Origin of the sequence: Xylanibacter ruminicola, from assembly GCF_900142525.1 — a bacterium.
Taxonomy (GTDB): Bacteria; Bacteroidota; Bacteroidia; order Bacteroidales; family Bacteroidaceae; genus Prevotella; species Prevotella ruminicola_A.
On record NZ_FRBD01000005.1, the window covers coordinates 59,568 to 83,138 of the forward strand.

23 protein-coding genes and 1 tRNA gene are annotated in these 23,571 nt (G+C 48.9%); 17 read left to right on the forward strand and 7 right to left on the reverse strand.

Annotated elements, in window-relative coordinates:
* Positions 1-86 precede the first annotated feature (86 nt).
* From BUB86_RS04425 to nusB, 5 genes are read right to left on the reverse strand one after another with little or no spacing between them, the layout of a single operon-like run.
* A complete protein-coding gene (locus BUB86_RS04425; RefSeq protein ID WP_073206110.1) occupies positions 87-509 on the reverse strand; it encodes a DUF5606 domain-containing protein in 423 nt (140 codons plus the stop codon).
* Complete coding sequence (coaE, locus tag BUB86_RS04430) at positions 491-1,057, reverse strand: dephospho-CoA kinase (protein ID WP_073206115.1); 567 nt, start codon at positions 1,055-1,057, stop codon at positions 491-493. Before coaE ends, BUB86_RS04425 begins: the two co-directional genes overlap by 19 nt.
* A complete protein-coding gene (locus tag BUB86_RS04435; protein ID WP_073206118.1) occupies positions 1,054-2,034 on the reverse strand; it encodes a CdaR family protein in 981 nt (326 codons plus the stop codon). The genes coaE and BUB86_RS04435 overlap by 4 nt, the downstream gene beginning before the upstream one ends.
* Complete coding sequence (yajC, locus tag BUB86_RS04440) at positions 2,035-2,352, reverse strand: preprotein translocase subunit YajC (RefSeq protein WP_073206120.1); 318 nt, start codon at positions 2,350-2,352, stop codon at positions 2,035-2,037. It lies immediately after the preceding gene.
* Entirely contained in the window at positions 2,345-3,331 is a 987-nt protein-coding gene (gene nusB / locus BUB86_RS04445; RefSeq protein ID WP_073206368.1) for a transcription antitermination factor NusB, read from the reverse strand. Before nusB ends, yajC begins: the two co-directional genes overlap by 8 nt.
* Positions 3,332-3,594: 263 nt before the next feature.
* On the opposite strand from nusB, the gene BUB86_RS04450 reads away from it, so the two are divergent.
* The 10 genes from BUB86_RS04450 (at position 3,595) to BUB86_RS04495 (ending at position 15,061) form a co-directional block, all read left to right on the forward strand.
* Positions 3,595-4,191 carry a 50S ribosomal protein L25/general stress protein Ctc gene (locus BUB86_RS04450; protein ID WP_073206123.1) on the forward strand — a complete coding sequence of 199 codons (597 nt, stop codon included), beginning with the start codon at positions 3,595-3,597 and terminating at the stop codon, positions 4,189-4,191.
* A 41-nt stretch (positions 4,192-4,232) separates the two neighbouring features.
* Complete coding sequence (gene pth, locus BUB86_RS04455) at positions 4,233-4,805, forward strand: aminoacyl-tRNA hydrolase (RefSeq protein WP_073206126.1); 573 nt, start codon at positions 4,233-4,235, stop codon at positions 4,803-4,805.
* 19 nt (positions 4,806-4,824) lie between these two features.
* A complete protein-coding gene (locus BUB86_RS04460; protein ID WP_073206128.1) occupies positions 4,825-5,205 on the forward strand; it encodes an RNA-binding S4 domain-containing protein in 381 nt (126 codons plus the stop codon).
* 13 nt (positions 5,206-5,218) lie between these two features.
* Positions 5,219-6,211 carry a calcium/sodium antiporter gene (locus BUB86_RS04465; protein WP_073206133.1) on the forward strand — a complete coding sequence of 331 codons (993 nt, stop codon included), beginning with the start codon at positions 5,219-5,221 and terminating at the stop codon, positions 6,209-6,211.
* A 45-nt stretch (positions 6,212-6,256) separates the two neighbouring features.
* Positions 6,257-6,952, forward strand: a complete 696-nt coding sequence (locus BUB86_RS04470) for a queuosine precursor transporter (RefSeq protein WP_073206139.1) — start codon at positions 6,257-6,259, stop codon at positions 6,950-6,952.
* Positions 6,949-7,407: a preQ(1) synthase gene (gene queF / locus BUB86_RS04475; RefSeq protein ID WP_073206141.1), complete on the forward strand. Its 459-nt coding sequence runs from the start codon at positions 6,949-6,951 to the stop codon at positions 7,405-7,407. Before BUB86_RS04470 ends, queF begins: the two co-directional genes overlap by 4 nt.
* A 102-nt stretch (positions 7,408-7,509) precedes the next feature.
* Complete coding sequence (locus BUB86_RS04480) at positions 7,510-9,291, forward strand: oxaloacetate decarboxylase (protein WP_073206144.1); 1,782 nt, start codon at positions 7,510-7,512, stop codon at positions 9,289-9,291.
* Complete coding sequence (locus tag BUB86_RS04485) at positions 9,291-9,830, forward strand: HD domain-containing protein (RefSeq protein WP_073206147.1); 540 nt, start codon at positions 9,291-9,293, stop codon at positions 9,828-9,830. Before BUB86_RS04480 ends, BUB86_RS04485 begins: the two co-directional genes overlap by 1 nt.
* Before the next feature lie 115 nt (positions 9,831-9,945).
* Complete coding sequence (locus BUB86_RS04490) at positions 9,946-12,765, forward strand: LPS-assembly protein LptD (RefSeq protein WP_081373105.1); 2,820 nt, start codon at positions 9,946-9,948, stop codon at positions 12,763-12,765.
* Between the two features lie 28 nt (positions 12,766-12,793).
* Positions 12,794-15,061, forward strand: a complete 2,268-nt coding sequence (locus tag BUB86_RS04495) for a cation:proton antiporter (RefSeq protein ID WP_073206153.1) — start codon at positions 12,794-12,796, stop codon at positions 15,059-15,061.
* Here the strand turns inward: BUB86_RS04495 and pepT are convergent.
* Positions 15,051-16,304, reverse strand: a complete 1,254-nt coding sequence (pepT, locus tag BUB86_RS04500) for a peptidase T (RefSeq protein ID WP_073206156.1) — start codon at positions 16,302-16,304, stop codon at positions 15,051-15,053. The two genes, BUB86_RS04495 and pepT, sit on opposite strands and share 11 nt — an antisense overlap.
* A 908-nt stretch (positions 16,305-17,212) precedes the next feature.
* On the opposite strand from pepT, the gene BUB86_RS04505 reads away from it, so the two are divergent.
* Positions 17,213-19,045, forward strand: a complete 1,833-nt coding sequence (locus tag BUB86_RS04505; RefSeq protein WP_073206371.1) for a heavy metal translocating P-type ATPase — start codon at positions 17,213-17,215, stop codon at positions 19,043-19,045.
* 3 nt (positions 19,046-19,048) lie between these two features.
* On the opposite strand, the gene BUB86_RS04510 is transcribed toward BUB86_RS04505, so the two are convergent.
* Positions 19,049-19,120 (reverse strand) — tRNA-Arg (locus tag BUB86_RS04510).
* Between the two features lie 92 nt (positions 19,121-19,212).
* Here BUB86_RS04510 and BUB86_RS18270 point away from each other — a divergent pair.
* The 6 genes from BUB86_RS18270 to mreC all read left to right on the forward strand — a co-directional run bounded on the left by BUB86_RS18270 (position 19,213) and on the right by mreC (position 23,569).
* Positions 19,213-19,332 (forward strand): KxYKxGKxW signal peptide domain-containing protein, encoded by a 120-nt coding sequence (locus BUB86_RS18270; protein ID WP_081373096.1) that lies wholly within the window; start codon positions 19,213-19,215, stop codon positions 19,330-19,332.
* A gap of 2 nt (positions 19,333-19,334) precedes the next feature.
* On the forward strand, positions 19,335-20,372 hold the full coding sequence (gene asnA, locus BUB86_RS04515) for an aspartate--ammonia ligase (RefSeq protein ID WP_073206160.1): 1,038 nt from the start codon (positions 19,335-19,337) through the stop codon (positions 20,370-20,372).
* A 3-nt stretch (positions 20,373-20,375) separates the two neighbouring features.
* On the forward strand, positions 20,376-20,903 hold the full coding sequence (locus tag BUB86_RS04520) for a hypothetical protein (protein WP_139261411.1): 528 nt from the start codon (positions 20,376-20,378) through the stop codon (positions 20,901-20,903).
* A gap of 124 nt (positions 20,904-21,027) precedes the next feature.
* A complete protein-coding gene (locus tag BUB86_RS04525; RefSeq protein ID WP_073206166.1) occupies positions 21,028-21,630 on the forward strand; it encodes an IMP cyclohydrolase in 603 nt (200 codons plus the stop codon).
* 35 nt (positions 21,631-21,665) lie between these two features.
* Complete coding sequence (locus tag BUB86_RS04530; RefSeq protein WP_073206169.1) at positions 21,666-22,688, forward strand: rod shape-determining protein; 1,023 nt, start codon at positions 21,666-21,668, stop codon at positions 22,686-22,688.
* Positions 22,689-22,699: 11 nt separating this feature from the next.
* A complete protein-coding gene (gene mreC / locus BUB86_RS04535) occupies positions 22,700-23,569 on the forward strand; it encodes a rod shape-determining protein MreC (RefSeq protein ID WP_073206172.1) in 870 nt (289 codons plus the stop codon).
* The last annotated feature ends 2 nt before the right edge of the window (positions 23,570-23,571 follow it).

The following is a 23,571-nucleotide window of genomic DNA, read 5'->3' on the forward strand; positions in this document are numbered from 1 at the left end:
ACCTACGGATTTTACGGATTTTACGGATTTAATTAAATGAAAAAATAATTCGCATAATCCGTATAATCCGTAGGCTTAAATAAAATTTACTCAGCGCTTTCAGCCTCAGGCTCGGCGTCTTTGAAATCGGTGATGCCGGCTTCGATAAGGATATTGTACCAAGTGATGAGTTTCTTGATGTGGCTGTCCTTCACGCGGTCCTGATCCCACTCTGGCAGAACCTTTGAGAAGTACTCGTGCAGCTCAGCTGAAGAAGCCTTCTTCTCGTTGATGCTGGCCTTCTTGCCACCCTCGAGGTTCTTCAAGTTCTCAAGAACATCAGTCAGGGGCACATCATCAGTCTCAGTAAACATAGCGATGTCGCCAAGAGATGTGATACGATCGGTAGCAAAAGCTGGCATACGACGGTGAGTAGCATCGAGAGCCTCTACTATCAGATTGTTATTTCCGCGGGTAACCAGCTTGTAAAGTCCTGGCTTACCTGCAATTGCTAAAACTGTTTGTTGCATTGTTCTATAATTTTAATTATTTGATTGTCTAAATCTGTCTCGCCATCGTTCATTACCACGAAGTCGGCTTTACTGATAACTTCCTGTTGATCCATCTGACGGTTCATCCATTCCAAGGTCTTCTCGCGACTGATGTTGTCGCGATCCATGACGCGCTTGATGCGAATCTCTTTTGGAGCAACTACGGCCACTACCTTGTCCACAAGTCTGTATGCACCCGATTCGAAGAGTATAGCGCTCTCCATCCAGTTGAGGCCACTCTTTTTGAATGCTTCGAATACTGCGGGGTGAACAATGGCATCGATAGCCTCTGCATTACTTGGCGATGAGAGCAGGAATCGCGCCACCTCAGCCTTGTTAAGGTTGCCTTCTGCAGTATATGTGTCGGGGCCTATCAACTCTGTAAGTTGTTGGCGTAGGGTGGGCTCTGTTCGCATGAGCTGCTTGGCTACCGCGTCACAATCGAACACCTGTATGCCATGAGCTTGTAGTCGCTTGCATACGTAGCTCTTACCGCTACCGATGCCACCCGTAATACCTACCTTCATTCTGCGTCTTCTATCAGATAGTCTACCATGCCAATCTCCAAGCGTGCTCTGGATATGCCACGAGGCACACTCTTTAAGTAGATGTGGCATTTCTCGGTAGGGTGATTGATAATCTCATTGTAATCAGCTACTACGACAAAGTCGGTAGGCTTGAGATTACGATACACACTCACACCTGTTACGAAGCTGATGTTGACTTTGGCTGGGAATGTGCGGAGCGACTTGCCTACAGGCATGTTAACGGCCTTGATAGGCACTCCTTCTATCTGTTCCTCGGTAAGCACATCGGTAAAGAATGTAACCTTGACGTTGTCAGGAATCATCTTTACGCCTTTAATCTTAGCCAATTCGCAGTTTGCTGTTAGCGTGTCGCGGAAGTTGGCGTAGTTAAGAGGCTCAGTGTAGATAACATTGATGCTGTCGAGTTTCTCACGCGATGCATAGATGGTTATACTGTCAGGATGGTAGGCAACACGCGATATGAAGAACATTTCTTCTGGAATCACGCGTCCGCTCCATCTAACGGGTACTTTCTTCTTTGCACCGTAGTTGTAATAGAACTCTAGCTTCTCAGGTTTTACACTTGTGATGCGCGATCCGTTTGCCAACTGCTGATATACAAGCTTCTGCAGTTCGGATGCTGTAATAACACCAGTGCCATTGCTTTTTGAGTAGGTCTTGAAGCTAACCTGTACTTTCTTCAGTATGTCGCCATACATATAAGTAAGGAGTGTTATTCCTTTGTCGCGAATAGTCATGCGAACAGTATCGGTCTCCTCGCTTGTAAGCACAGCATTCTTTGGAATGCCAACTACTGATACAGGGATGTTGAACTCACGTTCATAGACCTGATTAAGCGTTGTCAGCAACCAGAATATACCCGAAAGAGCCAGAAATACCAGAAACACTACGAACTCCTTATTAGCTTTGCTAAAAAGGAGCATTTTGGCATATCGTAGTATTCCGAATATCTTCATTTACTTGTTCTGAACGGTGCTAGCCATGTCTTTGAAAACAGAAGATTTCTCGACAGTAACAACCACGTCGCGTGCAATCTTCACGTCAACAGTGTTCTTAGCCAGATCAACGCTCTTAACAGTGCCGTGGATACCACCACCTGTTACTACTTCGGTACCCTCAGTAAGCTCGTTCTGGAACTTCTGAATCTCCTTCTGTTTCTTCTGCTGTGGACGGATCATGAAGAACCACATAATGGCAAAGATAGCTACCATCATGATAATCATACTCATTCCGCCTCCCTGTGCTGCTTGTGCAGCTAATACGATACTAGTCATTTTTCTTAGTTATTTGTTTTTTGGGTTTATAATCTTTCTTCTCCTTCTTTGGCTCGATGAATTTAGCCAGACGGCCGCTCTCAACCAGATTGCGTGCAATACCATCGAGCATACCGTTGATGTATCCAGCGCTCTTTGGGGTAGAGTAGAACTTGGCTATCTCTACATATTCGTTGATGGTAACGCTGATGGGGATGTTTGGCAGGGTCATCATCTCAGCGATGGCAATCTGCATCAGGATAATATCCATGAAAGCCAGACGTGAGAAATCCCAGTTGCGCGAAGCCTCACTCATGGCGCGCTGATACTCGTCAGCATTCAGAATGGCTGCACGGAAAATCTTGCGGGCAAAGTCCTTCTCCTCTTCGCTATCCCATTCCTGCAGCAACTCCTGCTTAGCACCATTCTGCTCCTCGAAACGCTTGATAGTCTTCAGTACAAAGGTGTCTACGATGGTCTTATCGTCGTTCCAGTATAGGCTCATGTCCTCAAGGATAGAGTCAATCTCATCGTTGTCCTGTATAAATGTGCGATACAGCTTGCGCCAAAGCTCACGATCGGCATCATAGCTGTCATCGGTACTGTTCATATAATCCTGATAAATGTCGCTCTGCTCTATCTTCTCCAGCAGCGAAGCTACGAATGTGGCATTCTCGTCCCATCCGCTCTTTTGGGTGCTCATAAATTCTTCGAGCTGCTTATTCTCGGCTAACTGGATTGCAAAACGGTTGAACACAAATTTCTGTGATGGTTCGGTTGTTCCCTCACGTTTGGCTCGCTGCACCAGTACTTCGTTGCGGCGTGCTGATTCCTTATTGACGGCTACTATAAGCGCCAACATGTAGTTGTAGAGGTCATAAGCTTTCGAGAGACTGAAAAATAATTCTTTTTCAGCCGTGTCGATGTTCTTGTTACCGTTTTGATAGTACGCATAGGTTAACTGAACAATCTTGATTCTAATAATTTCTCTGTTAATCATCTCACTTGATGTTTTTATTTTTTTTACCTTATAATATATATAATGCGCCGTTAGTGAACGCAAATCCGGCTGCAAAATTACTAATAAAAAGCTAATTCTGCAAGAAAATCATAGAAAATTGAGGTTTTTTAGCCAAATATTTTGTTGGTTCGGAAAAAAGTCGTACCTTTGCACCGCTTTTCGGATAGGTATGTCCGGATTCGTGTGATGGCGAATTAAGCAAAACGTAATTTTTAACAACTTAATTTAGAGTAACACAAATTATGAAAGAAATTAGCGTAAGTGGCCAGAAGCGTGCCACAACTGGCAAGAAGGCCAGCAAGGAAATGCGTAAGGAAGGTCTTGTACCTTGTAACCTTTATGGTGAGAAGAAGGGTGAGAACGGTGCACCTGAGGCTTTGGCATTTGCCATTCCAGCATCTCAGCTCCGTCGCGTAGTTTATTCACCCGACGTTTACGTTGTAAACATCACTATCGATGGTGAGGATCACAAGGCAGTTATGAAGGAGCTTCAGTTCCACCCAACAACTGATGCACTGCTGCACGTAGATTTCTACGAGGTAAACGAGGAGAAGCCAATCACAATTGGTATTCCTGTTAAGCTCGTTGGTCATGCTCAGGGTGTTCGTGATGGTGGTCGCTTGAGCCAGGCTGTTCGTACACTGAACGTTACAGCTCCTTACAAGCAGATTCCTGAGGTTCTGAATGTAGACGTAACCGAGCTGAAGCTTGGTAAGGCTATCAAGGTAGCTGAGCTGAACTTCGAGGGTCTGCAGATTGCTACTCCTGCTCAGGTTGTTGTATGCTCAGTTAAGGCTACACGTGCTTCTCGTTCTGCTGCTGCAGCTACAGCTGAGTAATTTCAATTGATAATTGATAATTGACAATTGATAATTATTAAGTGGACAAGTATTTAATTGTAGGCTTGGGAAATATCGGCGACGAGTACGAGAACACCCGCCACAATACAGGCTTTATGGTATTGGATGCTTTTGCTAAGGCATCCAATATTGTTTTTGCCGATAAGCGCTATGGTTTTGTAGCAGAGACTTCGCTCAAAGGGCGTAAAGTGATACTGCTCAAACCCTCTACCTATATGAATCTGAGTGGAAATGCCGTACGTTATTGGCTGAATCAAGAGAAGATAGATCAGAGTCGTTTGCTAGTCATCAGCGATGATGTAGCACTGCCACTTGGCGCATTCCGTTTGAAGGCGGGTGGCTCTAATGGTGGGCACAACGGTCTGGGGCATATCCAGCAGTTGATAGGCCAGAACTACGCTCGCTTGCGTATGGGTATTGGCAATGATTTCCCACGTGGCATGCAGGTAGATTGGGTGCTTGGTAAGTACGACGAGGAGGATATGAAGATACTTCAGCCCAGTATCGACACTGCTTGCGAGATTATTAAGAGTTTTGTGCTGGCTGGTATCGATTTGACGATGAACCAGTATAATAAGCTGGGGAAGAAGTGAGAAGGTGAGGATGTGAGATATGGAAGAGGCAAGAATAGATAAATGGTTGTGGGCATCGCGAATCTTCAAGACTCGCACGATAGCTGCTGATGCATGTAAGAACGGACGTGTTACCATCGAAGGAGTAAACGTAAAACCCTCGCGTATGGTAAAAGTTGGCGAGACCGTCAGCGTGCGTAAACCTCCTATCACTTACTCGTTCCGTATCCTTAAAACCATCGAACAGAGGGTAGGGGCAAAGCTTCTGCCAGAGATATACGAAAATGTTACTGCCCCAGAGCAGTATGAACTGCTGGAGATGACCCGCATTAGCGGATTTGTAGATCGTGCTCGTGGCACTGGTCGCCCCACAAAGAAGGACCGCCGTAGTCTCGACGCGTTTATCAACGACATGGAATAAAAACTTAAATGCAATGACACTGCTTAACATCGGATTCATCATTATTGGTGTGGTGCTCATCATCTGGGGTGCCGACCGTCTTACTGAAGGCGCATCGTCTTTGGCTCGTGGCATGCGAGTTCCTGAGATTGTGATTGGACTCACCATTGTGGCTGCTGGAACATCTGCGCCCGAGTTGTTTGTTAGTCTGGTATCTGCTATTAAAGGTACATCCGATCTTGCTGTTGGTAATGTGTTAGGTTCTAACATCTTCAATACTCTGCTTATAGTGGGTTGTTCGGCAGCTGTAGCTCCTATTGCAGTGGCTCCTAACACGGTAAAAAAGGACATTCCTTTTGCTATTGTAGCATCGTTGTTGCTGTTCATTCTGTGTTTCGATGATATGAGCTCGCCCCACCTTTGGGGTAACGAGATCAGTCGTCAGGATGGTCTTATACTATTGGTAGGATTTCTGGCATTTATGTTCTATACCTTCCGCATGGCGATTAATTCAGGTGAACTGAAACTGCGTGAGGAAGAGTTGGGCGTAGAGCCTGTAAAGGAGCCTCGCGACTACTCACGCCTATGGATAAACCTAGCCTGGATAGTAGTAGGTCTGGCTTGTCTCATAGGTGGTAGTCATCTGTTTGTCGATGGTGCTACGTATGTGGCTCATCGCTTTGGCATCCGCCAGAGTATAGTAGGACTCACCATTGTGGCTGGAGGCACATCGCTCCCAGAACTTGCCACAAGTGTAGTCGCTGCATATAAAGGTCGTTCGGCCCTCGCTATAGGTAATGTGATAGGTTCGAATGTGTTTAATATTCTGTTGATACTAGGCATTACGGCTGTGGTTCACCCTATGCGCATCATGGGTATTACCATTGTCGATTTGATGACCATGCTTGTTAGTATCGGACTGATGTGGATTTTTGCTATAACCAAGTACTATGTGTCGCGCAGAGAAGGATGGCTGCTTATTCTGGCATTTGTGGCATATATGGCTTGGCTAGTTTATTTATTATAACGGATAACAGGGGTACTTGAACACCCTCTTTAACAAAACAAGAAAATGGAAAAATTAAAGGACAATCAGAGGATTAGTGTGCTGTTTATGTTTTACGGCATACTATTTTGCGTGTGCCTGATTACGGCAAACGTGTTGGAGACAAAACAGATTTCGTTCGGACCTGCTAACATGACTGCTGGTCTGATTGTGTTCCCAGTTAGCTACATCATTAATGATGTGGTTTGCGAGGTGTGGGGCTATCGCCGCACACGTCTGCTCATCTGGATGGGATTTGCTATGAACTTCATGTTCGTAGTGTTTGGTGCCATCGCCGACTGGATTCCAGGAGCTGCATACTGGCATGGTGAAGAGGGTTTCCATCAGATATTCGGACTTGCACCGCGTATTGCTGGAGCGTCGTTTCTGGCATTTTTGGCTGGTTCGTTTATGAATGCTTATGTCATGAGTAAGATGAAGCTTAACTCGGATGGTAAGAATTTTTCGGCTCGTGCGGTTTTGAGTACCATTTTTGGCGAGTTAACCGATTCTATTATCTTCTTCCCCTTGGCACTTGGTGGTGTTATTCCCTGGGAGGAGATGCCATCGCTGGTCATCACTCAGGTAACGCTGAAGACCATCTACGAGATTGTGGCGCTTCCAATAACCATTCGTGTGGTAAACTTCACTAAGAAGCACGACAACGAGGATGTGTTTGATACCGATGTGGCATATAACATTTTTAAAGTTAAGGAGTTATGATGAGAGAACAAGAAGGATTGCAGGCGCTGGGTAAGAAGACTGAGTATCGCTCGGATTATGCGCCCGAGGTGTTGGAGACGTTCGTTAACAAGCACCCTGACAATGATTACTGGGTACAGTTCAACTGTCCTGAGTTCACATCGCTTTGTCCTATTACAGGGCAGCCTGATTTTGCTGAGATCAAGATTATGTATATTCCAGGCGAGAGAATGGTAGAGTCGAAGAGTCTGAAACTGTATCTGTTCAGTTTTCGTAATCATGGCGATTTTCATGAGGATTGTGTGAATGTCATCATGAAGGATTTGGTACGTTTGATGGAGCCCAAGTACATCGAGGTGATTGGTCTTTTCACGCCTCGTGGTGGTATCAGCATCTACCCCTACGCCAACTACGGTCGCCCCGGCACAAAATACGAAACCCTAGCTGAGCAGCGACTCATGAATCATACGTTTTAAAGTATAGCCCTGCAAAAAAATATAAAATTTGCAGGGCTTTTTGCGCTATATGGGAATTTTTTGCTAATTTTGCATTCAAAAATTGCAATAGTAACTTGAATTATGGCAAAGAAGAAGATTCAATTCAGTCTCGTTTACAGAGACATGTGGCAGAGTTCTGGTAAGTTCCAGCCTCGTAAGGACCAGCTGGAACGCATCGCTCCCGCAATCATCGATATGGGCTGTTTCGCCCGAGTAGAAACCAATGGTGGAGCCTTTGAGCAGGTAAACCTGATGGCAGGTGAGAATCCAAACCTCGCAGTACGTGCTTTCTGTAAGCCTTTCAACGAGGTTGGCATTAAGACTCACATGCTCGACCGTGGTCTCAACGCACTCCGTATGTATCCAGTACCTGATGATGTTCGTGCCTTGATGTATAAGGTAAAGCACGCTCAGGGTGTTGATATCACTCGTATTTTCTGTGGACTGAATGATACACGTAACATCATTCCAAGTATTAAATGGGCCAAGGAGGGTGGCATGACACCACAGGCTACACTGTGTATCACCACATCACCTGTTCACACCGTTGATTACTACGCTGCTATTGCCGATGAGGTGATTGCTGCTGGTGCAGAGGAAATCTGTTTGAAGGATATGGCTGGAATCGGACAGCCTGCTATGCTGGGTGCCCTCACCAAGGCTATCAAGACCAAGCACCCTGACATCATCATTCAGTACCACGGTCACTCTGGTCCTGGTCTGTCGATGGCTTCAATCCTTGAGGTTTGTAACAATGGTGCTGATATCATCGATACCGCCATCGAGCCTCTGTCATGGGGTAAGGTTCACCCAGATATCATCTCTGTTCAGTCAATGCTGAAGAACGAGGGCTTCGAGGTGGCCGATCTGAATATGAACGCTTACATGCAGGCTCGCACACTCACTCAGGAGTTCATCGACGACTGGTTGGGTTGCTTTATCAATCCTGCTAACAAGCACATGTCATCTCTGTTGCTTGGTAGTGGTCTGCCTGGTGGTATGATGGGCTCTATGATGGCCGATCTTGGTCCTATCCAGAAGATGATCAACAAGGAGCGCGAGAAGAAGGGCGAATCAGCTCTCACCATGGACGATATGCTGGTTAAGCTGTTCAACGAGGTTGAGTATGTATGGCCAAAGGTTGGTTATCCCCCATTGGTAACTCCATTCTCTCAGTACACTAAGAACATCGCTCTGATGAACCTCCTCACCATGGAGCAGGGTAAGGGTCGTTATGTGATGATGGACGACGCTATTTGGGGTATGATTCTTGGTAAGAGTGGTAAGGTGCCTGGTACTATCGCTCCTGAGCTGGTTGAGCTGGCTGAGAAGCAAAACCGTAAGTTTACTGATGCCGATCCTCACACACTGCTCGAGAACGCTCTCGATGGCTTCCGTAAGGAGATGGACGAGAACGGTTGGGATTACGGACAGGACGATGAGGAGCTCTTCGAGCTGGCTATGCACCCAGAGCAGTATCGCCCATTCCGCAGTGGTCAGGCCAAGAAGCAGCTGTTGGCTGATATCCAGAAGGCCAAGGACGCTAAGCTTGGTGGCGGTCAGAAGATTTCACAGGAGGAGATCGATGCTATTAAGCACGCCAAGGCCGATGCTGTAAAGGCACCTCTGGCTGGTCAGCTGTTGTGGGGCTTTGGTGGCGAAGGTGTTCTCGCACCATGCGTTGAGCCATTCATCGGTCAGAAATATAAGGAAGGTCAGCCATTCTGCTATCTGCAGACCAAGTGGGGTGAGATTGTAGAGATCCCTGCTGCTATGGGTGGCAAGTTGGTTGATATCACTGTTAAGCCAGGTCAGAACATCCGTCAGGGCGACACCATCGCCTGGATTGAGCGCGAAGCATAATGGATTACCAATCTATTATAGATAAATATTATCCGTCGGAGTCTGAACTCCGACGGATATTGCTTACACACTCTCGCCAAGTGGCCGATAGGTGTTTGCAGATTGCCAAAAAACATCCCGAACTTCCGCTCGATGTGGAGTTTCTCGAAGAGGCTGCCATGCTGCACGATATTGGTATTTATCGTTGCAATGCCCCTAGCATCCAGTGTTTCGGAACCGAGCCATATATCTGTCATGGCTATATAGGCGGACAGATACTGCGTGAGGAGGGCTTTGTGCGCCATGCGCTGGTGTGCGAGCGCCACACTGGTACTGGCCTCACTAAGCAGCAGATTGAGACTCAGAATCTGCCTTTGCCGCTCGACCGTAGTTATGAGCCCGACACCATGGAAGAGCAGGTAATTTGCTATGCCGATAAGTTTTATTCTAAATCGCATATCGATCATGTGCGCAGCGTGGTAGAAACAGCACAGAGTTTAGAGAAATTCGGGGCCAAAGGTGTGCTAAAATTCCTAAAATGGGTTGATTTGTTTGAATAAAGCCATAAATTTGTGATAATCTCTGTTAATCTATGGCTGAAATCGCAGAATTATTAGTAATTTTGCACCCGTGAAAAGAAAATCAGTACTGATTGTGTTCACTTTCGTCATCCTGATGATGATGGCGGAGGTGCCAATGAAGTTGATTTCCGGGGTCACTAAGAACTCGGAAGTCAATGATAGTATCCCAGCTGCTGGCATCGCTATCGATAGTATCTCATCTGATACTATCAAGGCCCTGGCATCGCAGGATACGCTCTCCATGGACTCTATCCAACTCGCTATATTCCGTCATAACAAGGCTGTCGACGATTCGTTGGCACAGGATAGCATCAATAAGAAACGTAAGAATGGTATAGATGCGCCCGTAGAGTATTCGGCCGAAGACTCTATCACTTACGAGGCCGCATCTGGTCTGGCTCATCTCTTTGGCGACTCTAAGGTTAAGTACCAGAACATGGACTTGGCCAGCGATAAGATTTATATGAGTCTCGACAGCAGCTTGGTTCATGCCACGGGTACTATGGACACTACTAAGAACGAGCTCGTGGGTACGCCCGTTTTCAAGATGGGTAGCGACGAGTATCAGAGCGATACCATGGCCTTTAATTTCAAGACTAAGAAAGGCTTGATATCCAGCGTTTATACTCAGCAGCAAGAGGGCTTCCTTACCAGCGAACTCTCAAAGCGTGGCGAAAACGGTGAGATGTTCCTGCAGCACGGCCGCTACACCACTTGCGACGATCCGCATCCCGATTTCTATCTCGCCATGTCGCGTGCCAAGGTGCGCCCAGGTAAGGATGTGGTGTTTGGCCCCACCTATCTGGTGGTAGCCGATGTGCCCCTGCCACTCGCCATCCCTTATGGTTTCTTCCCTTTCACCAAGAGTTACTCTAGTGGTTTGATTATGCCTACTTATGGCGATGAAACCGAGCGTGGCTTCTATCTGCGCGATGGTGGTTATTACTTTGCCATCAACGATAAGATGGACCTGAAACTGATTGGTGAAATCTATACCAAAGGTTCGTGGGGACTCTCAGCAGCCTCTAACTATCGCAAGCGCTATAAGTACAGCGGTTCGTTCATGGCCAGCTATCAGAACACCATCAATGGCGAGAAGAATATGGACGACTACACTAAGCAAACCAGCTTTAAGATTCAGTGGAGCCATCGTCAGGATGCTAAGGCCAATCCTTATTCACAGCTCTCGGCCAGCGTCAACTTCGCCACATCGAGCTATGAAAAGAATAATCTTTCGTCGATGTACAATCCCCAATCGCTCACCCAGTCTACACGTACCTCTTCTGTTTCGTGGAGCACCACCTTCTCGAGCATTGGCATGACGCTCAGCACCACCGCCAACTTGAACCAGAACATGCGCGATTCTTCTATCACGCTCACACTGCCCGATTTGAATATCTCTATCTCTCGTTTCTATCCCTTCAAGCGCAAAAAGAGGGTAGGAGCCGAGAAGTGGTACGAGAAGATTTCGATGCAGTATACAGGTCATCTCAGCAACTCTATCTCTACCAAGGAGGATAAGCTGCTGCACTCTTCACTGTCGAAGGATTGGAAGAACGGTATGCAGCATCAGATACCTATCAGCGGCAATTTCACGCTGTTTGGCTATCTCAACCTCAACCCCTCGTTCAATTTCACCGATCGCACTTATTTCAATAAGACACATAAGTCGTGGGATGCCGTTAATCAGAAGGAGGTTGTCGACACGCTTAGTGGATTCTATAATGTCTACAACTGGAATTTCTCGCTGGGTGCCTCTACCAAGCTGTATGGTATGTATGTGCCTAACCGCAAGCTGTTTGGCGATAAGATTGTAGCCATCCGCCACGTCCTCACGCCAAGTGTCAGCTTCAGCTACGCTCCTGATTTCAGCGCCTCGCGCTATGGCTACTACGAGCAGTATCAGAAGACCGATGCCGAGGGCAACGTCACCATGGTTGAGTATTCGCCTTATCAGATAGGTGCCTATGGCGTTCCCGGTAAGGGTAAGACGGGTAGCATCTCGATGGACCTCTCGAACAATCTTGAGATGAAGGTGCGTAGCGACGACGACTCTACAGGTTTCAAGAAGATTTCGCTCATCGATGAGTTCCGCATGTCTATGTCGTATAACATGGCGGCCGATATTCGTCCTTGGAGCGATTTGTCAACCTCGCTCCGCCTCAAGCTCTCTAAGAGTTATACCCTGAACCTCAGTGCTGTGTTTGCATCGTATGTCTACGAGGCCGACAGCGTTGGCGCTACACCACGCGTATCTGAGCATCAGACCTATTGGGGCATGGGTAAGCTTGGTCGATTCCAGGGCATCTCGCAGAACTTGTCATATACGCTCAGCAACGAAAAGGTGGCCCGATTCTTCAAGCGTCTGCGTGGCGAAAAGGTGGATAAGAAGAAGGACAACAAGAGCAACAATGGCGACGACGATGAGTGGGATCCTGATGTAGAGACCAATGTCGACAAGGATATGGAGAAGGCTAAGCATTCAGCCAAGCGCAAGAGCAGTTCGAAGGCCGAGACCGACGAGGATGGCTATATGGCGTTCCAGATGCCTTGGAGCTTGAGTTTCGGCTATGGTATCACCATGCGCGAGGATCAAACGCTGAGCAAGTTCAACTACAATACCATGCGCTACCCCTATAAGTTCACTCAGAACCTGAATGTGAGTGGTAACTTGCGCATCAGCGACGGATGGAACATCTCGTTCTCATCTGGCTACGACTTCGATAATAAGAAGATTTCAATGACCACAGCTTCGCTTAATCGCGACCTGCACTGCTTCAATATGTCGTGCTCGGTGGTTCTTGCTCCTTACACAAGTTATAACTTCTCGTTCCGTTGTAACGCCTCTACGCTTACCGATGCGCTCAAATACGACAAGCGCTCCAGCTACTCCAACGCCGTTCAATGGTACTAATATAATTGATAATATCAATTAAAAAAATATGTCCGAGCTTCCAACACTGATACAAGACCTGGCGCTGATACTGATTGTGGCAGGTATTGTTACGCTGATATTCAAACGCCTCAAGCAGCCCCTTGTTCTTGGTTATATCGTAGCAGGCTTCCTGGTTAGTCCTAACATGCCTTACACCGCCTCGGTGGCCGATGTGGCCAATGTGCATCTGTGGGCCGATATCGGCGTGATGTTCCTCTTGTTCTCGTTGGGACTGGATTTCTCGTTCAAGAAGATACTCAAGATGGGCGTTTCGCCCGTCATATCCGCCATCACCATCATCTTCTGTATGATGATGCTTGGCGTCATCGTGGGCAATCTGTTCGGGTGGGGCAAGATGGACTGCATCTTCCTGGGCGGTATGCTCGCCATGTCGTCTACCACTATTATCTATAAGGCTTTCGACGACCTTGGTCTGCGCCAGCAGCACTTTGCCAGCAAGGTGATGAGTGTGCTCATACTCGAGGATATTCTGGCCATCGTCATGATGGTCATGCTGAGTGCCGCGGCCGAGGGAGACCATGTGGGTGGCGGTCAGATGTTGCAATCCATCATCCGCATCGGTTTCTTCCTGATTCTGTGGTTGGTGGTGGGCATTTTTGCCATCCCCATCATGCTGCGCCAGGTGCGCAAGGAGATTAATAACGAGGTGCTGCTCATTGTGGCCCTGGGCCTTTGCTGCGCCATGGCCGTGTTCTCTACCAAGGTGGGGTTCAGTTCTGCCTTCGGAGCCTTTATCATGGGTAGCATCTTGGCCGAGACTATCGAGGCCGAGCGTATCGAAAAGCTTGTCGAGCCCGTCAAGAATCTCTTCGGAGCCGTGTTCTTCGTGTCGGTAGGTATGCTGGTCGATCCTAAGATCTTGGTCGAGTACGCCATTCCTATTCTCTGCCTCGTACTCACCATCATCGTGGGTCAGAGTTTGTTTGGCACCATCTCGTTCATGCTTGGTGGCGAGTCGCTTAAGTCGGCCATCCGTTGTGGTTTCTCTATGGCTCAGATAGGTGAGTTCTCGTTCATCATCGCCTCGCTGGGCTTGTCGCTGGGTGTTATTGGCGATTTCCTTTATCCTGTGGTTGTGGCCGTATCCGTCATCACCACCTTCCTCACACCTTATATGATTCGTCTGGCCACGCCTGCCTATAATAATCTTGAGCGCCATCTGCCCAGTAAGCTTATCAAGACGCTCAATCAGCTCACCATTGGCGATACCCATAGTCAGGAAGAAAGCAAGTGGAAGCGTCTGCTCACTCAGATGTCCATCAACACCCTGGTCTATTCTATTCTCACTTCAGCCACCATTGCGCTCATGTTCACTTTTGTGCTGCCCTTTACGCGCAAGCTGCTGCCTGGATGGGAGCTCCATTGGTATGCCAATGCCATTACTGGATTGCTCACTGTCATGCTCATTGCACCGTTCCTGCGCGCCATGGTCATGAAGAAGAATCGTAGCGAGGAGTGGAAGGCCTTGTGGGCCGAGAGCTATCGCAATCGCATACCCTTGGCGTTTACTGTGGTTGTGCGTGTTATGATAGCCGTGGGCTTTATCTTCTACATCTGCAATTTCCTCAGCCGTTTCAAGCCAGCCCTCATGATTACCATTGGCCTTCTTGTGGTGGTGCTTGTCGTGCTGTCGCGCCGCACCAAGCACCGCTCCATCACTCTCGAGCGCCTCTTTGTGCAGAATCTCCGTTCGCGCGACATCGAGGCTCAGGTGCATGGCAAGAAGCGTCCGCTCTACGAGGGCAAACTGCTCGATCGCGATATCCACATTGCCGAGTTCACCGTGCCAGCCAATTCCAGTTGGATGGGGCAGACGCTGTCTCAGCTCAATCTGGGCAAGAAGTATGGTGTTCACGTCAGCAGTATCCTGCGTGGCGGGCGTCGTATCAATATCCCCGATGGCTATAACATCCTGTTCCCTGGCGATGTGCTGCAGGTCATCGGTAGCGACCAGCAGTTCACGGCTTTCCGCGAGGCCATCGAGACCGAACTCCTGGGCGAGGAGCTTAATATCGAACAGCGCGAGATGAAGCTGCGCCAACTCATCATCGGTGCCGATAGTCAGTTTGTGGGCAAGACGCTCATCGAGAGCCGCATCCGCGACGACTACAGCTGTATGGTTGTAGGATTAGAAGAGGGAAAGGAAAGCCTTTCCCCCTATAGTCCAAACCGCCGCTTCCGCGAGGGTGATATCATCTGGGTTGTAGGCGAGCAAGCATCGCTCGACGCGTTATTGCAAACTCCTAGTTATTAAAATCGGCAACAAGCTCGCAGATTTTAACAATCACATCTTTTGCTTTTTCCATCGACTGAATGGGTACAAACTCGTATGGTCCATGGAAGTTCACGCCACCAGCAAAAATGTTGGGGCAGGGTAGACCCTTAAAGCTCAGCTGCGCCCCGTCAGTACCACCACGTATGGGCTTTACCTTTGGCGCCACCCCGCACTCCTGCATGGCGTGCAGCACCAGGTCTATCACGTGCATCTGCGGGTCTATCTTCTCCTTCATGTTGTAGTACTGGTCCTTCACGGCCACCTCTACTGTGCCCTCGCCGTATTTCTCGTTCATGCTGGCAGCAGTAGCCTCTATCAGGCGCTTGCGGTCTTCAAAACGCTCGCGGTCGTGGTCGCGAATGATGTAGCTCATTGTGGCGCTCTCCACGTTGCTCTGTATGCCCAGCAGGTGGTAGAATCCCTGGTAGCCCTCGGTGGTCTCGGGTGTCTCGTCGTGTGGCAGCATCTGGGCAAATTCAGCAGCCAGCGCGTTGGCGTTAATCATCTTACCCTTGGCGTAGCCAGGATGCACGCTCACACCCTTTATGTGTACCTTGGCGCTGGCAGCGTTAAAGTTCTCAAACTCCAGCTCGCCCACGTCGCCACCGTCCATGGTGTAGGCCCACTCGCAACCGAATTTCTCCACGTCAAAGTGGTGTGCGCCCATACCTATCTCCTCGTCGGGGTTAAAGGCCACGCGTATGTCGCCATGGCGTATCTCCTTGTGGTCGCGCAGATAGCACATCGCCTCCACTATCTCGGCTATGCCCGCCTTGTCGTCGGCTCCCAGCAGTGTGGTGCCGTCTGTCACTATCAGGTCTTCGCCAGTGTGCTTCAGCAGCTCAGGGAACTTCTCTGGTGTCATCTTGATCTCTCGTTCTTCGTTCGTCGTTCCTCCTTTCTCGAAACCAAGCAGTATGTCGCTGCCATCGTAATTCCTTACTATGTGCGGGTGTATGTTTGCTCCCGAGCAGTCGGGGCTTGTATCGTAGTGCGATATAAATCCTATGGTGGGCACCTTATCTTTGGTGTTAGCTTTCAGCGTGGCGTATATGTAGCCTTTGTCGTCCATCTCCACGTCGCTCAGTCCCTCGTGCTCCAGTTCCTTCTTCAGGTATTCTGCAAACACCAGCTGTTTCGCCGTGCTGGGCACTGTCTCGCTGTCCTCCGCCGATTGTGTATCAAACTGCGTATAATTCAAAAATCTTTCTGTGATATCCATTTCTCTTTTTTTTTCTGTTATTATTGCGGCCACAAAATTACTAAATATTGGGCAAATAATGAACTTTTTTTTTCTATTTCTGCATGGTATTTATAAATTTTGTTGTATCTTTGCAGCAAACTTGATGAACTCACGACTCGAGATGTTGGTCTCGGCCTGCTGGTCGGGCAGGAATCGGATGTGCAGCGCCTTCAGGTTCTTCGTGGCCTTTCATCCGTAATTTTCGGGCAAAATATACGTAATCTCATGACCGATGGTGTTACGGCCAGTTTTCTGAGCACGTATATAGTCGGACCGTAGATTCTTCGTTTTTAAAGTGTCCACCTCGCGGTGACGCGGTGACGCGGTGACTTTTGGATTGTGTGTTCGAGGAACTAGGTGTCAGAAAATCTATATTATATATTATATTATAATATAATATATAATATAGAAATATATATTAGTATTTCTCCCTCCTCAGCCCTCCATAGTCGATTTTTCTAATGTCACCGCGTCACCGTGTCACCGCGTCTGAGCATGAATGACATTACTGCGTTACTGCGTTGTCTGCGTGTTATTGTACATTAGTAATATTTAACTAAATAAACTCGTAGTTTATTTTTTAGGTATATATTTTATTTGTAATTTTGCTGTGCCATAAATACATAATCAACAGATATACTTCGTGTCAACGCATGAACTTTGCAACCGGGTTGCAGAGGGAAGTTTGTACCTTTGCACCCAGAAAGAAACAAATAACAATAAAAGATATGGGAAAAATAGAATGTAAGACGTGTGGAGTTCATGAGCATCACGAACATGGACATCATCATGAGCATCATCACGAGCATGAGCATCATCACGAGCATGATACTAAGGAGCAGCTGCGACTGATTATTATCACGGCGGTGCTGCTGGTGGGGGCGGTGATGATAGAACACTGGCTACAACTGGAGACGTGGCAACTGCTGCTGGTGTACCTGATACCTTATATAATAATAGGACACGACACGCTGAAAGAGGCGGCAGAGGGATTGACGGAGGGCAACCCGTTTAACGAGCACTTCCTGATGAGTGTGGCCACCATCGGCGCCCTGTGTATCGGATTTCTGCCGGGGGCCGAGACGCAGTTCCCAGAGGCGGTGTTTGTGATGCTGTTCTTCCAAGTGGGTGAGCTGTTTGAGGGCTATGCCGAGGGAAAAAGTCGCGATAGCATTGCACATCTGATGGAGATAAAGCCGGATGCAGCCCACGTAGAGAGTCGGGGGGACGATGGCGCGGAGGCGCGGAGGCGCGAGATAACCGTAAAGCCCGAAGAGGTTGAGGTAGGAGAGATAATCATCATAAAGCCGGGCGAGCGGGTGCCGCTGGATGGCGTGATAGTGGAGGGCGCAAGTGCGCTGAACACAGTGGCACTGACGGGCGAATCGATGCCACGCGACGTGGTTGAGGGCGACGAGGTGATATCGGGCTGTGTGAACCTGAGTGGTGCGATACGTGTACGCGTGACCAAGCCTTACGGTGAGAGCACGGTGTCGAAGATTATACGCCTAGTGGAGAATGCTGGCGAGAACAAGTCGAAGAGTGAGACGTTTATCACGCGCTTTGCCCGCATCTACACGCCCATCGTGGTGATGGCTGCGATAGCGCTGGCTGTGGTGCCTACGCTGCTGGGTGGCGCGTTTAGCACATGGTTGTATCGCGCGCTGATGTTCCTAGTGGTATCGTGCCCCTGTGCGTTGGTAATCAGCGTGCCGCTGACATTCTTTGGTGGCATAGGTGGGGCATCGCGACGCGGCATACTGATAAAGGGGGCCAGCTATATGGATGTGCTGTCGAAGATCGACACCGTGGTGTTTGACAAGACGGGCACACTGACGCGCGGACAGTTTGCTGTGACGGCGGTTCATCCCGATAGTTTCGACGAGCACCAGCTGTTGCATCTGGCGGCTCACGTGGAGCATTTTTCTACCCATCCGATAGGGGCAGCGCTGAGGGATGCGTTTCCCGACGAGGCTACCGACGGATGCCAGGTGAGCGACGTGCGCGAGATGGCCGGACAGGGCATCATAGCCCGTGTGGGCGAGCAGGAAGTGGCCGTGGGCAACACGAAGCTGATGGACACCGTGGGTGCTAAATGGCACGACTGCCACCACCTGGGCACCATCATCCACGTGGCCATCAACGGCACATACGCTGGACACATAGTGATAAACGACCAGATAAAGGCCGACAGCAAGGAGGCGATAGAAGCCCTGCGCAACCTGGGGGTAACACGCACGGTGATGCTTACGGGCGACCGTAAGGAAGTGGCCGCCAATGTAGCCCAAACCCTCGGTCTGAGCGAATACCACGCCGAACTGATGCCCGCTGATAAAGTTTCGCAAGTAGAAAAACTATCCTCACTCCTCACTCCTCACTCCTCACTCCTCGCCTTCGTGGGCGATGGAATAAACGATGCGCCTGTATTGGCTCGTGCTGATGTGGGTATAGCCATGGGCGGACTGGGTAGCGATGCGGCCATAGAGGCGGCCGACGTGGTGCTGATGGACGACAAACCATCGAAGATAGCTCTGGCCATCAAGATAGCCCGACGCACGCTAGGCATAGCCCGACAGAACGTGTGGCTGGCCATAGGCATCAAGCTGGCCGTGCTGGTGCTGGCAGCAATGGGTGTGGCCACCATGTGGATGGCGGTATTTGCTGATGTGGGAGTAACGGTACTAGCGGTATTGAATGCTATGCGCGCTCTGCGTGCATAGCAGTACACCCGCACGGAATCGAACCGTGACCAACAGAACCGGAATCTGTTATTCTATCCTTTAAACTACGGGTGCCTCAGAAAGCAAAGCGACTGCAAAAGTACGAATTTTAATTGATAATTGATAATTGACAATTGATAATTATGATTTGTTAACGAGCACGATGAATGTGCAATTTGTTAGTGAAAATCAAATATTTTATGTCAAAATGCAAAAATAATTGGGTTTTTGCTTGCATTTTAATAATAAATGTGTACCTTTGCACGCAATTTAAGCATAAACTGTAAATATGGGACAAGTAATTAAACCCGTGATGTATGAGCCGCTGCTGGATATGAAGCAGACGGAACAGGGTATAAAACTGATAAAAGAGTTCTTCCAACAGAACCTATCGACAGAACTGAGATTGCGCCGCGTAACTGCGCCACTCTTCGTGCTGAAAGGACTGGGTATTAACGACGATCTGAACGGTGTGGAGCGCCCCGTGAGTTTCCCCATTAAGGATCTGGGCGATGCCAAGGCCGAGGTGGTGCACTCGTTGGCTAAATGGAAGAGACTGAGTTTGGCAGAGTACAAGATAGAACCAGGTTATGGTATCTATACTGATATGAACGCTATCCGCGCTGACGAGGAGCTGGACAACCTGCACTCGCTGTATGTAGATCAGTGGGACTGGGAGGCCGTGATCCGTAAGGAAGACCGCACGCTGGCATTCCTGAAGAACATCGTGGAGCGTATCTATGCTGCCATTCGTCGCACAGAGTATCTGACTTGCGAGACTTATCCGCAGATTAAGCCTTTCTTGCCCGAGAAGATACACTTTGTACACGCTGAAGAGCTGGTACAGCAGTATCCCGACAAGACGCCAAAAGAGCGCGAGGATGCCATCTGCGAGAAGTACGGAGCTGTATTCGTGATAGGTATCGGAGGCAAGTTGAGCAATGGCGAGAAGCACGACGGGCGCGCTCCTGACTACGACGACTGGAGCACTATAGCCGAAGACGGACGTGCCGGACTGAATGGCGACATACTGATATGGTATCCGGTGCTGGGACGCAGCTTCGAGCTGTCGAGCATGGGTATACGTGTGGACAAGGAGAGCTTGCTGCGCCAGCTGAAGATAGAAGGCAAGGAAGAGCGCGAACAGCTGTACTTCCACCAGCAACTGCTGAACGACAAACTGCCACTGAGTATAGGTGGTGGTATCGGCCAGAGCCGACTCTGTATGGTATTGCTGCACAAAGGTCATATCGGAGAGATTCAGGCTTCTATTTGGCCTGAGGAAATGAGGAAACAGTGCAAAGCACTGGGCATGAACTTAATTTAATTTATGGAACACAAAGAAACGTGTTCAGTAATTATTTTGTTCGCCCTTCTTGGGATTTTAACAGCCTGCGGAGGGCAGAGACAACCACGGGCTTATGGAGGCGTGGGGCAGTTGACCAGCGACGACAGTATGACCATCAGGATGGGGCAGTGGGATCTGCTGAAGTATCACAGCGACAAGCTGGGGCTCGACATCAACTACCCATCGTTCCTATATCACCAAGACTTGCCCGGTGAGTACGGACAAGAGGTGTTTATGGCCGACGAGATGTCGATATCGGTGATGGTCGACTCGCTGAAGGGCTCGCATCGCCCTGCCAGTCAGCTGATGCTGGCCATGGGTGCCGACCTGGTAGAAGTGGGCGAGGACTACAGCATACAAGAGGGTAGCGACGAGGACTTTGACTACTACGGCAAGGTGCTGGAAGACGACACCACACGCCTGGTAACCGTGCTGTTGCGATATAAACCCGAACATAGCGAAGCTGCAGAGCCGATGCGCGAGTGGGTAAGGAATTTCAAGCTGAAATAATTGACCTATCATATTTTTAACACGGATTAATCTAAAATTTCGCCAAGAAATCGAGGTTAATCCGTTTTCTTTTTGTACCTTTGCAGCCAAAATTGAAATTTTTATAACGTTATAAGATTGAAAAATGGCTGAAAGTAAGAAAATTAAGACCGCTTTGGTGAGTGTTTTCCACAAGGACGGACTGGATGAGCTCTTGAAGAAGTTGAACGATGAGGGTGTAAAGTTCCTGTCGACTGGTGGTACACAGCAGTTTATTGAATCACTTGGCTACGAGTGCCAGAAAGTAGAGGATGTTACAACCTACCCATCAATTCTGGGTGGACGTGTAAAGACTCTGCACCCAAAGGTGTTTGGAGGTATTCTGGGACGTCGCGACAATGAGGGCGATCAGGAGCAGATGAAGAAGTACGAGATTCCTGAGATTGACCTGGTGATTGTTGACCTTTATCCATTTGAGCAGACCGTGGCCAGTGGTGCCAGCGAGGCTGATATCATCGAGAAGATTGATATAGGTGGTATCTCTCTGATCCGTGCTGGAGCCAAGAACTTTAAGGATGTGGTTATTGTACCAAGCAAGGCTGAGTACAGCGTGCTGCTCGACATTCTGAACAAGAAGGGCGCTCAGACCGACATCGAGGATCGCCGTATGTTCGCTACCCGCGCATTTGGCGTAAGCAGTCACTACGATACTGCCATCAACGGCTGGTTCGTAAAGACCGCTAAGTAATTGATAATTGATAACTGACAGTTGATAATTAGGATATGGGATTTTTTAGTTTCGTACAAGAGATAGCAATGGACCTTGGTACCGCCAACACCATTATCATCAGCGATGATAAGATTGTGGTTGACGAGCCATCGGTAGTTGCACTGGATCGTCGTACCGACAAGATGATTGCCGTGGGTAATGAGGCGAAGATGATGTATGAGAAGACTCACGAGAACATTCGTACCATCCGTCCTCTGCGCGATGGTGTGATTGCCGACTTCTCTGCCTGCGAGCAGATGATGCGTGGTCTGATTAAGATGGTTCACACAGGTAGCCGTCTGTTCTCACCCTCACTGCGTATGGTGATTGGTGTGCCTTCTGGTTCAACTGAGGTTGAGCTGCGTGCTGTACGCGACTCAGCTGAGCATGCCGACGGACGCGACGTTTACCTGATTTTCGAGCCTATGGCTGCTGCCATCGGTATCGGTATCGACGTAGAGGCACCAGAAGGAAACATGATTGTTGACATCGGTGGTGGTTCTACCGAGATTGCTGTTATTTCGCTGGGTGGTATCGTTTCGAACAACTCAATCCGTACAGCTGGCGACGATCTGACTGCTGATATCCAGGAGTATATGTATCGTCAGCACAACGTGAAGGTGAGCGAGCGTATGGCCGAGCGTATCAAGATTAACGTAGGTTCGGCTCTGACCGATCTGGGCGATGAGGCTCCTGAGGACTTTGTGGTACACGGACCAAACCGTATTACCGCACTCCCAATGGAGGTTCCCGTTTGCTATCAGGAGATTGCCCACTGTCTGGACAAGACCGTGGCTAAGATTGAAAACGCTGTGCTTTCAGCACTCGAAAATACACCACCAGAGCTGTATGCCGATATCGTGAAGAATGGTATCTATCTTTCGGGTGGTGGCGCACTGCTTCGCGGTTTGGATCGTCGTCTCACTGAGAAGATGCACATCCCATTCCACGTGCCCGAGGATCCCTTGCACAGTGTAGCAAAGGGTGCTGGTATCGCACTGAAGAACATTGATCGTTTCAATTTCTTGATGAGATAATAAGATAGGGAATGCGCAATCTGCTGGATTTCCTATACAAGTATCATCACTGGCTAGTTTTCCTGATATTGGAAGTAGTCAGTGTTGTTCTGTTGTTTCAGTACAACAGCTATCAGGGTAGTGTGTGGTTCTCGAGTGCTAGCGCCGTGGCAGGAAAGGCCTACGAGCTAGAGAGTAAGATGACCTCCTACCTCTCGATGGCAAAGGTTAACGAGGAGCTCACGATGCGTAATATCTATCAGGAGCGACAACTTGACCAGCTGCGCCGCTTGTATGCTGAAGCAACCAAGGATACGACCGACATGGAGCGTAAGGGCTTGGAGTTTCTGAGTAAGTACCAGCTGATACCTGCCAAGGTGGTTGAGAACTCGATACACAAACTGGAGAACCTGATAACCATCGACAAAGGTCGCAAGGACGGTGTAGAGCCCGACATGGGTGTGGCTTGTGGCAACGGTGTGGTAGGTGTGGTTTATCTGGTGAGCGATCACTACTCGGTGGTTATCTCGGCCCTGAATGCTGCATCATCGCGCATCAGTTGTGCCATTCGCGGGCGTGGCTACTTTGGCTATCTGCACTGGTATGGTGGCGACCCATCGGTGGCTTATGTTGAGGATGTGCCACGCCACGCTAAGTTTAAACTTGGCGAGTGGATGGTAACCAGCGGATTCTCAAGTATCTTCCCTTCTGGGGTTCAGGTGGGTAAGATTGAGCAAGCCTACAACTCGAGCGACGGTTTGTCGTACAAGCTGAAGGTACGACTGAGTACCGACTTTGGTAACGTGCGCGACGTGGTGGTTATCAGCGACAAGAGTATTGCTGAACGCGCTGCACTGATGCAGGCTGCGCGCGACTCGATAAGTTTCAAACAGCGACAATAGTT